The sequence below is a fragment of the Azospirillum sp. ST 5-10 genome (assembly GCF_051225715.1).
Taxonomy (GTDB): Bacteria; Pseudomonadota; Alphaproteobacteria; order Azospirillales; family Azospirillaceae; genus Azospirillum.
Map to the genome: position 1 here is coordinate 331,604 of NZ_JBPJSP010000004.1, position 12,478 is coordinate 344,081.

The following is a 12,478-nucleotide window of genomic DNA, read 5'->3' on the forward strand; positions in this document are numbered from 1 at the left end:
ACGTCCACGGGCGCTGACGAGTTCGCCCGGAGAGAACGACACGGCACTGGTCACGACAAGCGGCCTTTCAGGACAACGGCAAGGGTGGCGATCGCGGCGGAGCGTGCGCCAGCATCACGCGGCAAGCGATAAAGGTCCACCCCTTTCGCGGCAAAGCTGTCAACGACGGAGTCCGGCGTGTCCGCTTCCTCGGCCGCGGCCACGCGAGCTGCCCGCCAGAACCACGGGATGGACACACCGGCGACGGTGACCGGCCCGTCGTGTGGCGGGCAACCGGGCAATCCGTTGCCGCGGCCGGCGCCGGCCGATCGACTCTCGGACGCGGCCAGTCGCAACAGGAAACGGAGGACCGACTCGTTGCGCCGGTCGATCGATTCGTGATCCGGCTGGTTGAAGTAAGACAGCAGGCAGCGGTAGCAACCCGCCACGCAACGCGCCGACGTTTCGCGCAATGCCTTCGGGTCGGCACCGGCCGCGTCGATGCTGGCCTCATCGATGTGCATGGTGGTCAAGGCCGCCCGTGCCACGTCGCGGAAGCCGTCCGCCTCGTTCACGAGGCGCGACAGCGCGCCGGCGCCGCCCTCGGCCGCCTCATAGAAGAACAGGGCGCGCCGGTCCTTGCGGCTGGGGGTGGGCTCGCCCAGGATTTCCCCCTCTTCGAGCTGGTACACCGTCTCGATGCCACGGGCCAGGGCGTGCTGAAGCGTCGTCAGCACCTTGTCGACGTCCGTGCCTGCCTCCTGCCACAGGGAAAGGGGAAAGCGCAGCAACAGGGCGTTCTTGCGGTCTTCCACAACCGGCGTGATCTGCTGGCGGGCACGCGTCGGATCGGGTGCCCGATCGTCAGTATCGCCCGCCGCCCACCGCCCGGTGCGCGGGTCGATCCAGAAGCCGATGTCGTTCTCGTTGCGCCGGCGTCGCAGCCCCTTGTTGATGCGCCGCACCGTCGCCGCCGGCGCGAACGTCGCGGTCAGGACATCGCCCGTCGCATCCGCCAGGACACGGGTCACCACGCCGTCGGCTCGGTCGAAGGAAAAGGTCGTCTGAAGATCGAAGCCCTGGCGGCGGCGATCCTCATCGTTGGCGGTGATCCGTTCCGCCTGGCGGGTGCCGACGTTTTCAATGCGGTAGAGGCGCTGGATGATGGCCGGGCTGTGCAGGTCATGGCCGCAGACGTGGCACGCCTCCGGCGCCTCGCCGTCGTGGCCGGCGCCGCACATGGGACAGACCGACGTGGCGAAGGTCGCCAGCATGCCGTCCGGGCCGCCTCCCGCCCCCTTCAGCAGGGCACGGTCGACACGGAACGCCCGGCCCTCGTGGTAGACGAGGCTGCCCGGCCCGAACTCCGAGATCGCAAGGAAGCGTGCCCGCTGGATGTAGCGGCGTCCCTCTCCACCGTCGGCACCCGGCACGTAGGCCATCAAGGGCAGTCGGGGGAAGTTGTACCCCGGCAGAAACCCCTCGGTGGCGAGATAGCGGTAGACGTAGAAGTCGGCACCCTGGCTCTCGGTTCCGCCGAGCAAAATGGCGATCTGATTGTTGCCGTCGCGCTGGCGCAGCTCGGCCGCTTGGCGTTCCCGCTGCGAAATGGAGTAGTCGCGCAAGCTGCGCGCGGCATCGTCCACCTGCCGCTCGGCGGAGGCAAGCAGGTCGCGCCAGCGGTCGAAGACGGTGGCGAAGCGGGCGGGCGCCTCCCTGGTGACCCGGCGCGCCAGCTCCTCCACACCGGTGAACCACTCCGGCGGATTGCCGGCGTAATCAGCCGACAGCGCCGACAGGACGGCGCCGATGCGGCGTTCCCCTTGCTGCGCGGTCGACGGATCGGAGGCCCGATCGACGATGGCCGGCAGCAGCGGCTTGCCCGGCGCCCCCATGTCCAGGTTGGCACTGATGGACGCATCCAACTCGATGCCGCTCGCCGCCAGCCATTCCGCCTGGAGATGGCTCTGCACGAGATCCGGGTTGGTGAGATCGATGGAGGGTGGCCGGACGACGCCGTCCACCATCGCCTTGGGTTGTTGGAAGAAATACTGGTCGTGCGGGCTCTGCGCCGCACAGTAGGCGAGCACCAGCGCCGCCTGCCCGCTGCGTCCCGCGCGGCCGCTGCGTTGGGCGTAGTTGGCCGGCGTCGGCGGGGCATTGCGCATATAGACGACGTTCATCGCGGAGATGTCGATCCCCAGCTCCATCGTCGGCGAGCAGAACAGGATTGGCAGGAAGCGTTTGTCTTCGCGCAACTCCCTGAGACGTTCGGCCTTGTCGTCCAGGTACTCCTTGTCATCCTCACCATAGCGGAACCGCGCTTCGCGGAAGCGCCTTCGCTCGCTGTCCACCTGCGCCGTATGCTCGCGGCTCTCCAGGCCGAACAGCGCGCCGCCACCGTTCCGCAGCAAGCCGGCGATCTCCTCGTAGAGGCCCCTGAAGAACCGATTGTCTCGCTTGACGTCCGCGGCGCCGTCGGCGGTGCGGAACAGGATGGAGGAGGGATTGAGGCGCCATCCCTCTCCGCCGACCGGCGAAGCGACCTGCACCGTCAAGCCGTACTCGATCCCCGCCCGCAAAAGCGTCTCGACCATGCGAACGAGATCATTGGCGGTCGGACGCGGGCTGCCTGGCGGGCCGAACGGCATGCCACGCAGGATGCGCCCGACGGCGCTCTGAGGGCTGCCGCGCACGATGAGGTCCTCATCGCGGGCGATCATGTCCCGGCGGGCGGGTGGCCGCGGCATGAAGGTGGTGGCTGCGCGGGGCCGTTCGTCATCGAGGCACCAGGGTGCCTTGATGGCGGCGCGGGAACGGCTCGCCACGCTTTCCACCCGGAGCCTGTCGAGCGCGTCGGTCTCGACGGCGAGGCCCTGACGCATGATGCCGAACAGGGCTTCGGCAGCAGCGGCCCGTTGGTCCGGCGACGCGATGCGAAGCGGGTCCGGGCCGGCCGCGAACAGGGCCTCGTCACGGACCATCTCATCCAGTCCGGCGTAGACGGCCGCAATGAGGCCGAGCTGTTCAAGGTTCGGGTTGGTGTAGCGCCAGCCGCGCCGCTGATCGACCCAGAAGCGATGCGTCAGCACGTCCCGCATGGTGCGCTCGGCGTCCATGAGGTTGCCGCCCTTGAGTTCGGGCTCGATCAGCCATTCGGTCCGCCGTTCCCGATTGGCGCTCGTGAAGCCGAGCATACGCTGGACGGCCTGCCCGATCTCATCTTCGCGACATCCCTCCGGGCCACTGCGGGACAGTGCCGCCAGGATTGCGCCACGCAGCAGCGTCACGAAGATGAAGTCGTTGAAGTGCCCGGCCTGCAGTGCGGCGTCCTGCCGGTTGTCCGTGAATGCCAGCAGCTTGCGCGTCTCGGCCCGCATATCGGCGGTGCCGTTCATCCACCGCAGGATGGCGGTGATGATGATGGTGGTGGCCGAGCTTCGCCCTTCGGCGCTGAGCGAGGCCAGCCGGTTGATGTCGCGTGTCGAATCACTGTGGTGATCGCCGCAGGCCGGACAGAACTTGAAGCGTCCGGGGAGGAACCACGCCCGCCGCCCGCCGCCGCACGTGCCATCCGGCCGGACCATCAACAGCTCCGCACGTGTCCGGCGGTAGGTCCCCTTCAGCCGGATCTCGCCTGCGCGCGTCTCCTCCAGCCAGGGGTCCGGGTAGTCCTCGTCGCGGCCCTCGAAGGCGAAGTCGCCATCGACCGGTTCGGGCATGAGAAAGCCCCACACACCGGCGACACCATCGGGATCATCGTCCTCGTTCAGTGGGACGTCGTCGATCTCACGCTTCTCGAACCGCCGGTTTCCGTCGTCGTCGATCAGTGTGACGGGATGATGCTCCTGGCCGCAGTTGCGGCAGAAGTGGGCGGCGAACAGGCGCTTCGTCGGATGGTCCGGATCGTAGATCTGGCCGTCGAAGGTGACGGTGCGCGCTCCGGCCGGATCAAGCGTGGTGTACAGCCGGCCTGCGCCGGATATGAATTGGTGGAGCTTGAACGCGAACAACGGTTCATCGGCGCCGCCGGCAACGCCGCGATCCTTCTCCGGCATGCTGAACGCCAGCAGGGCGGCCTTCAGAGCCTTGCGGCACCGCTCCTCGTCCCGTCCCGTCTCATTGCTCAGGCACTTCGCGATCTCATCCAGGGACTGCGGCGACGCCCGCCGTGGCTTGCGATGGACGTCGCTCAGGCCCACACGGGTTTCAACCCAGATCGCCAGGGGATCGATCCCGAGTTCAGCGTTATCGCGACCGGTGTACGGCGCACCCTCCGCGGCGCCGTCGACCGCAGCGGCGAGATCAGGCAAGCCTCGATCAGCCGACCGGGAGGCATCGGTGACCCGGCGCAGCGTCTCGGTCACGATCGCGTCGCGGGCGATGGGCGTGCCGAACAGGCGGGATGCCACTTCGGCAACGACTTGGTTGCGGTCGCCCTCGTCCCCCTCGCTGGCCATCGTCGCGGACGTGCCGATGCACACCGGCGGGCGCTCCGGATCGCCAATGCGGCTGCGCAAGCGCCGCATCAACATGGCAACATCAGCCCCCTGCCGCCCGCGATAGGTGTGCAGTTCGTCGAGGACGACGAATTGCAGGCCCTGGCAGTTGTCGATGACGCGCCGATCCACCTTGGACTGACGCGTCATGAGCAGCTCCAGCATCATGAAGTTCGTCAGGAGAATGTCCGGCGGATTGTCCTTGATGCGGTCGCGCTCGTCCTGGTTCTCCTGGCCGGTGTAGCGGGCGAAGGTCACAGGCAGGGCGTCGTCGGCGCCGGCGACGTACTTCTTCAACTCCTCCATCTGGCTGTTTGCCAGCGCGTTCATCGGGTAGACGATGATCGCTCGGGTGCGCGCGCCCTCGCCGGCGCGTTTCGCCTTGAGGATGGTGTCGACGATCGGGATGAAGAAGCACAGCGATTTGCCGGAACCCGTGCCGGTCGTCACGACGAAGCTCTTCCCGTCGAGCGCGAGACCGATCGCCTGCTCCTGATGCCGGCGGAGCTTCAGGCTCGGATCGGGTGCATCGGGTCGGGCGCGGTGGTCGCGGAAGATCTTGGCGCAGTCCGGGTCCAATCCGCCGCTGCCAACCAAGCCCTGGATCGACCCACCGGCCTCGAAATGCGGGTTGAGCTGGATAAGGGGCTCGGGCCAGAAGCGGCGGCCCGCATACTCCAGATCAACCTTCTCCCGCAGCTCTTCGGATCGGATGCGAACGAACGATCGCGCGAAAGCCATGTACTGACCGAGGAGCCAGTCATCAAGAGCGAAAACATCCATGACTTGAACCGTTCCTGCGCGCCGATTGGTCGACGGCTGTGGGAGGGGGGCGTCGAGATCCCGGCGGGATCATCGAAAGGGATAGGGGGGCGCGTCAAGGGACCAACGCACCTCCGCTGGCAGGCCGGACCGACGGTCACCCGACCTATGCGGCGGATCGGTCCGTTGGAGCAATAGCCTGCCGGTGCTACGAACCGAGCGCTGCAACGTTGGTGGCTCCATGGGCCTTTCGCGCACGCTCGACGATCCACTGCTCCGCGGAACGCAGGGCATCCTGCATCTGCTTGAGCCGGCGGCTGCGATCGTACACCCGGCTCGTGACGTCGGCGCCGGCGTGGCCCAAGATGCGCTTCTGCACCGCCTCCACCGTGTCCTGCTCGCCCAGGATGGAGGCCAGGGTCCGGCGCAGGTCGTGGGGCGTCCACCGGCGCCCCTCGGCATCACGATGCCCCAGCTTGTCGGCGAGTTGCCGCGCCGCCAAGCCAAGTGCACTCACGGTTAGAGCACCCCGCAGCTTCCCGCTCGGGCTGGGGAATAGGAAGTCGTAGCGCACGTCTTTCTGCCGCCGGCGAATGATCGACAGGGCCAGCGGCGGGAGTGGGATGTCGCGGCGGGCGGCGGCCGTCTTGCCGCCGCGGGACGCGATGCGGAGGAGAACCACGCCGGTGTCGGCATCTTCCACCACATCGTCGGGTCGAAGGGAAGTGATCTCGCCTCCCCGCAGACCGAGGAGTAGGGCAAGCGCCAGCGCGTCGAAGGTACCGCGGTCCGGAAGGCGAAAGCCGGTCGGCTCGCGATCATAGACCGTGCGGCCATCGAGAAGTCCCAGGGCGACGGCCACGTTGCCGACCTCGTCATCCTGCAACACCCGGTCACGAGCCTGCTCGGCCGCCACCGACACCAGCAACCGATCCGCTTCGCCTCGCCGGGTGAGCCACCCACGGTCCTCCAGGAAGCGCCACATCGCCGTGATGACGCTGGCGAGCCGGCGCGCTTGGACCCCCTTCTGCTTCAGCTTTGCCTGCCGCTTCGCCTCACGGTCGACGACGGCCGACAACATCGCGCGATCCACGTCGGTGATCGACAAGCTGCCGAGTTCCGGCACGAGGTAGCGGGTCAAGAGGCGCTCGCGCTCGCCGATGTAAGAGTCGGACCGCCCGGTGTCCCGCAGGTGGCCGACGTAGCGCGTCGCGCCCTCCGATACGGTCCGGGGCCGATCGGTACCGAGTGCGGTGCGCGCCTGGGCAGCCTTCGGGTCACGGCCCGAGCGGGCGCTGGAGACGGCGAGCCCAGCCTCGCGACGGGCGTCGGACAGCGAGACGGCCGGGTACGATCCAAGGGAGATCCGGCGTTGCGGCCCCTCACCGCCGCCCTGCTGGCGCACACGCACCCGCACGTACCACATCTTCGAGCCGCCCGGCGTGATCTGCAGTTCGAGGCCGGCGCCGTCGCGCAGCACGAGCCGCTTTCCGTCCTTGGGCCGGGCGCCGCGGATCATCGTGTCGGTGAGCTTGCCCATCGGTCCCTCCGTCGCCTGCGGTGTGACACCACGATCCGGTGTCACGCACGGTGTCACGGAAGACCTTGGCTGCACGTTGCAACTCATGGCGACTCGCGACATCTGATGGCGAAGGATGGCGCCATAGTGAGGCCACTGTCAAGCGTCACAGCGCTGGCTTTTTCGACGTCAATTCAGTCGCTTGTCCGAGGAACGCCACCTCGATCCCGAGGCAAACTGCGGCTTCTGGGCCGGAATGGTTAACGCTGCCGGCAACGGCGCGGAACTGCTGGAGATGCAGAGCGAGGAGTACCTGCGGCGGCGGCATTTGCCGTAGGCGGCCGGAACGCCCGGCCCGGGCCGTCGTCAGGATGCATCCGGTCTCCGCCGCCACGGACGGCGAGGCGTCCCGCGGAGTCCGCTTCCGCGCCGCGGGGAGCGCGCGGCGAATCCACCGGGTTGCGGACGGCCGGCATCGGCATGGATCATCATGCGGCGGGAGACGTCCCGTGAACAACCGTCCTTCTTCCGGAACGTGAACACCGAGAGGAGGCCGACTTGGCGATGGTCCCCTCCACGCTTATAAGAAGAGCGGTTCCTTTTTCATGACGATCGCACCATGAACCTGCCCGAGACCGCGCCTGTGACGATCGACACCAGCGTCGAGAACATCCGCGATGCCGTCATCCGGGCGGGCTTCCGGCCCGGCCGACGCGTCCGGGTGTCGGTCGCGTACGCCGACGCGGACGAGGTGCGGGACGCTGAGAACAAGCGCCTTTCCGCGATTCTCGACAAGCACCCGCTTCCTCCGGAGTTCCGGGACCTGACGGAGGAGCGTGCGGCAGAGATCGCGGACGAAGCCGTCGCGGAACGTCGCGCGGCCCGCCGGCAGGCCGGGACATAACTCCCGCCCATGCGCATCGTCATCGACTGCAACGTCCTCGTGTCCGCCGCGCTGACGGACGGCGTGTGCCGCTTGGCGGTCGCCGAGGCGATCGGAAACCACGACATACTCCTGAGCGAGGACATTCTCGACGAGTACCGGGAGGTCGCCGACCGGCCGAAGTTCCCTCCCGCCGTCCAAAGCCGCATGCATGCGCTCATCGAGAAAGTGGCGGCGCAGGCATCCGTTGTAGCTTTCGATCGCTCGGTCCCGGCCCCCGACATTGCCGACGTGGACGACGCGGTATACGTGATCGTGGCGATAACGTCGCCCGCCGACGCCATCGTGACGGGCAACACCGCCCATTTCACCGCCCCGTCCTACGGCCGGGCGCTCGTCGTATCCCCTCGCGAGTTCCTCGACATGGTAGGAGCCTAACCAGGGTCATTCACGAGACGACGACTCGACGGTGGCGGACGCGATATGAGTCGCGGAAACAGAACCGGATGGACCAACGGCGCTCACGCCCGCCGTCGCGGACGTAAGGGACCCGGACGGCCCCGCCCCTTCCCCGCCCCCCCTCTCACCGTTCCGGTTCGCTGCGCACGAAGATCAGCAGGCGGATGTCCCGCTCGGGCACGAAGTCGGTGATCGTCGACTCGAAGGTCGTCGGCCCCGTCTTCTTCAGGCCGTTCCAGCACAGCGACAGGATGTTCTCCGGCGCGCCCTTGTCGAGGGTCAGGTGGAACCGGCCGATCGGCCCGCGCCAGTTGCGCGCCGTCGTCAGGATGTACTCGATCTCCGCCGCCATGAACGGCGCGGTGTCGCGCGGCGCCCGCTTCTGCACCGCGGCCAGCGCGCGGCGGGTCGGCGCGTCGAGGCAGTAGCGGTCGCTCTCGGCGGCCGGCTCGCCGACGAAGCGGCCGACCACCGTGCGGCCGTCGATCTCCCGCACGTCGCCGAGCACCGCCAGCCCGACGAAGGGCTTGTAGGCGTGCCGCACCCGCACGTCCTCGCCCACCGGGAAGGTCTGGCGCCAGAAGTACTTCGTCCGCAGCTGCCACTGCGGCGTGTCGTCGTCCTCGCCCTCGGCGAGCAGGCCGGACCGCCGCAGCCCATCCAGGGCGGCCGCGGGCAGGGCCCGGGCCTGCCCGTCGTAGGCCCCGGCCTTCCAGGGGACCATGCCGAGGGCGCCGGCCGCCTCGACCTCGCGGGTGACGTCCCGGCCGCGGTGGAAGGCGCGGCGCTCCAGCGCCGGCGTCACCGGGCGGTCGTCGATCCACAGCCGGAACCCGAGGAAGTCGTCGCCCTCGGCCGGAAAGGCCCAGTTCGGCGCCGTCAGACCCTGCGAGAGATCGAGGTCCGGCAACGGGAACGCCACCAGCGTCTCCACCGGCGCGCGGCCGACGTTGCGGAAGACGTAGGACACGGTGACCTCGTCGAGGCCGATGCGCAGGTCCTCGGACATCATCCGGATGTCGTCGCTCCGCGCCAGCTCGATGCCGGAGGTGCCCTGGAAGCCGGAGCTGTCGTTGGCGCGCGCCGCCGCGGGCAGCAGCGGTGCCGCGGCCAGCGCCACCAGGAGGCTCCACGGCAAGCGGCGTCGCGTCATGGCACGTTCTCTCCAGTGGCTCCCCGGGACGGGCCGAAGTGTGCCACACCGGCGGCGCGGCGGCCACACGCGCGATCCTCCGGCGGCGGCGGCGGCGGTGGTCCGCCGCCTTCCTACAGCGGCGGCGGTGGTCCGCCGCCCTCCTACACCGCCGGCCAGGCCTCCGCCACCAGACGGCGGACCTCCTCGGGGCCGTCGGCGGCCAGCGCCGCCTCGGCGATGCGGCGGCAGTCCTCCATCCGCAGGGTGCGGATGAAGGCCTTGAGGTCGGCGATCACCGCCGGCGTCGCCGACAGCTCGGTCACGCCGAGGCCGATCAGCAGCGGCGCCGCCAGGGGGTCGGAGGCGGCGCCGCCGCACACCGCGACCGTCCGGCCGCGTTCGCCGGCGCCGGACACCGTCTGGCGCACCAGCCGCAGCACGCCGGGGTGCAGCGCGTCGAGCTGGGCCGCCACGTACGGGTTGCCGCGGTCCATCGCCAGCGCGTACTGCGTCAGATCGTTGGTGCCGATGGACAGGAAGTCGGCGACCGCCGCGATGCGGTCGGCGACCAGCGCGGCGGCCGGCACCTCGATCATGGCGCCGACGTCGATCGGCTCGTCGCGGCCCGCCCGCGCCCGCTCCTCGTCGACCAGGGCGCGCACCGCCCGCAGCTCCGCCGGGGAGGCGATCATCGGCACCATGATGCGGCAGACCCCGGCGGGCTTCACCCGCAGGATGGCGCGGATCTGCGTGCGCAGAAGCTCCGGCTCGCGCAGCCCCACCCGCACGCCGCGCAGGCCGAGCACCGGATTCTCCTCCTTGGGCAGCGGCAGGTAGGGCAAGGGCTTGTCGCCGCCGACGTCGAGGGTGCGGATCACCAGGGGCCGGCCGCCGAGGGCGTCGGCGATCCGCTGGTACTGCTCGTGCTGCTCGTCCTCGGTCGGAGCGGCCCGGCGCTCCAGGAACAGGAACTCGGTGCGCAGCAGGCCGCACCCCTCCGCCCCTTCCGCCACCGCGCCGGGAGCGTCGGCGACCCGGCCCAGATTGGCGAACACCTCGATCCGCGTGCCGTCGGCCATCCGGCAGTCCGCGCCGGCCATGCGCCGGTTCTCCTCCCGCCGCGCGGCACGGGCGGCGACGGCCGCCCGCGTGGCCTCCAGCGCCGCCTCCGGCGGAAAGACGCGCAGCTCGCCGCGGTTGCCGTTCACCACCACCGGCGCGCCGTCCGGCACCCGTTCCGCCTGCCGGCCCACCGCCACCACGGTCGGCACGCCGAGCGCCGCCGCCAGGATCACCGCGTGCGAGGTCGGCCCGCCATGGGCCATGGCGATGCCGGCCAGCCGCCCGGCCGGCACGCCGGCCAGCTCGGAGGGCAGGATCTCGTCGGCCAGGACGACGCTGCCCGCCGGCAGATCCGCCAGGCCGACGGCCGGCGTCCTGCCGGCCAGGGCCGCCAGCACCTGCTGCTCCAGGTCGCGCAGGTCGGCCGCCCGTTCGGCCATCCGCGGGTCGGCGAGCGCCGCCAGCGCCGCCGCCTGCTCCTGCGCCACGCGCCGCCACGCCCACTCCGCGCTCTTTCCCGCGCGCAGGTCGGCGAGAGCGCCGTCCATCAGCTCCGGGTCGTCGAGCAGCTCGCGGTGCGCCTGGAAGATGGCGGCATGGCCGGGCATCCGCCGGGCGGCGTCGGCCAGGCCGGCGGCCACCGTCTCCAGCGCGCGGCGCAGCCGCGGCTCCTCCCGTTCCGCGCCACCGCCGGCCTCGGCGACGGGCACCGCGGTGCGGAAGCGGCGGACGGCGGTGCCGACGGCCACGCCGGGAACCGCGATGGTCCCGGTCAGCAGCACCTCCTCCCCGGCCGCGAAGGGCGGCCCGGCGTCCTCCTCCGCCGCGGCCGGCGGGGCCGCGGCGATTGCTGCGGCCGCCGCCGAGGCGGACGCCGGGGCGGCGGGCTCGACGACGGGATCGCCGAGGCCGCTGTCGATCAGCCCGGCGAGCGTCTCGACCATCCCCTGGGCGCCGGCGCCGGACGCGCGCACCGTCAGATCGTCGCCCAGCACGGTGCCGAGCCCCATCAGCGCGACGACGCTCTTGGCGTTGGCGGTGCGGCCGCGGCAGGCGACGGCGACCGCGCCGGGATGGCCCTTGGCGGCGGCCACCAGGGCCGCCGCCGGGCGGGCGTGCAGGCCGTGGGCGATGCGCAGGCGCACCGTGCGCTCGGCGCTCCCGTCCGCGGCCGGCACCGGTGGCGGCGCCGCAGCCGCGGCAACCGGGCCGGCGCCGCCACCGACCGTCATCACCGGGGCACCGGACGCGACCTCGCGGTTCACCGCCAGTCCGTCCACCGTGTAGCCGTCGTTCACCACCACCATCATGCTGACGAGGCTGCGGGCGCGGCGGCCGACCAGGTCCATGTCGAAGGACAGCAGGACGTCGCCGGCCTTCACCGCCTGTCCGTCGGCGACGTGCGCCGTGAAGCCCTCGCCGTTCAGCGCCACGGTGTCGATGCCGAGATGAAGCAGCACCTCCGCCCCGTTGGCGCTGCGCACGGTGCAGGCGTGCCGGGCGCGGTGGACCGAGAGGACCACGCCGTCGCACGGGCTGCGCAGCTCCTGCGAGGTCGGGTCGATGGCCATGCCGGGGCCGATCAGCCCCTGCGCGAACGCCGGATCGGGCACCTCGTCGAGCGGCATGGCCCAGCCGGCGAGCGGTGCGGCAAGCGTGATCGCGGTCATGACGGCTGTTCCCCTCCTCCCGGGCGATTCAATTCGCGCTTGTGTCCTTCGCACCGATCGACCGCGAAGGGCAAGCCTTGCCCAACCGTAGCGCCCGCCGATGTAGATTGTCATGGAATCGGCGCAGCAAAGGTGACGGCCGCCCGCCGATTCCGCATTGTCCTGGTGTCTCGGGGACAGGCCGGGCGGTCCGCCCCCCGTCCGCCGGAACACCACGGCCGGCGCGGCATTGCCGTCGGGGAACGGCGGCCTCACCGCCGGTCGATGTGCGGGAGACTTGGCATGGGATCGAACTCCTTCGCGTTTCTGCAGAAGATCGGCAAGTCGCTGATGCTGCCGGTGGCGGTGCTGCCGGTGGCCGGCCTGCTGCTCGGCATCGGTGCCGCCAACTTCGAGTGGATGCCGACGGTCCTCTCGATGCTGATGAAGAACGCCGGCGACGTGATCTTCGGCAACCTGCCGCTGATCTTCGCCATCGGCGTCGCCGTCGGCTTCACCGAGAACGACGGC

The 12,478-nt window shown here is 70.3% G+C and carries 7 protein-coding genes; 3 read left to right on the plus strand and 4 right to left on the minus strand.

Annotation, left to right across the window (positions count from 1 at the left end; all coding sequences use genetic code 11):
• Nucleotides 1-50: 50 nt before the first annotated feature.
• Together ACSBPG_RS07505 and ACSBPG_RS07510 are read right to left on the minus strand one after the other, a co-directional pair.
• Nucleotides 51-5,261 carry a DEAD/DEAH box helicase gene (locus tag ACSBPG_RS07505; RefSeq protein ID WP_435536512.1) on the minus strand — a complete coding sequence of 1,737 codons (5,211 nt, stop codon included), beginning with the start codon at nucleotides 5,259-5,261 and terminating at the stop codon, nucleotides 51-53.
• A gap of 187 nt (nucleotides 5,262-5,448) precedes the next feature.
• On the minus strand, nucleotides 5,449-6,780 hold the full coding sequence (locus ACSBPG_RS07510) for a tyrosine-type recombinase/integrase (protein WP_435536513.1): 1,332 nt from the start codon (nucleotides 6,778-6,780) through the stop codon (nucleotides 5,449-5,451).
• A gap of 598 nt (nucleotides 6,781-7,378) precedes the next feature.
• Between ACSBPG_RS07510 and ACSBPG_RS07515 the strand changes: the two genes are divergently transcribed.
• On the plus strand, nucleotides 7,379-7,663 hold the full coding sequence (locus ACSBPG_RS07515) for a hypothetical protein (protein ID WP_435536514.1): 285 nt from the start codon (nucleotides 7,379-7,381) through the stop codon (nucleotides 7,661-7,663).
• A gap of 9 nt (nucleotides 7,664-7,672) precedes the next feature.
• Entirely contained in the window at nucleotides 7,673-8,080 is a 408-nt protein-coding gene (locus ACSBPG_RS07520) for a putative toxin-antitoxin system toxin component, PIN family (protein WP_435536515.1), read from the plus strand.
• A gap of 145 nt (nucleotides 8,081-8,225) precedes the next feature.
• On the opposite strand, the gene ACSBPG_RS07525 is transcribed toward ACSBPG_RS07520, so the two are convergent.
• Complete coding sequence (locus tag ACSBPG_RS07525) at nucleotides 8,226-9,254, minus strand: DUF4424 family protein (RefSeq protein WP_435536516.1); 1,029 nt, start codon at nucleotides 9,252-9,254, stop codon at nucleotides 8,226-8,228.
• Nucleotides 9,255-9,397: 143 nt separating this feature from the next.
• A complete protein-coding gene (gene ptsP, locus ACSBPG_RS07530) occupies nucleotides 9,398-11,968 on the minus strand; it encodes a phosphoenolpyruvate--protein phosphotransferase (RefSeq protein ID WP_435536517.1) in 2,571 nt (856 codons plus the stop codon).
• Nucleotides 11,969-12,250: 282 nt separating this feature from the next.
• On the opposite strand from ptsP, the gene ACSBPG_RS07535 reads away from it, so the two are divergent.
• On the plus strand, nucleotides 12,251-12,478 hold a 228-nt coding region (locus ACSBPG_RS07535; RefSeq protein ID WP_435536518.1), incomplete at its 3' end, for a PTS transporter subunit EIIC.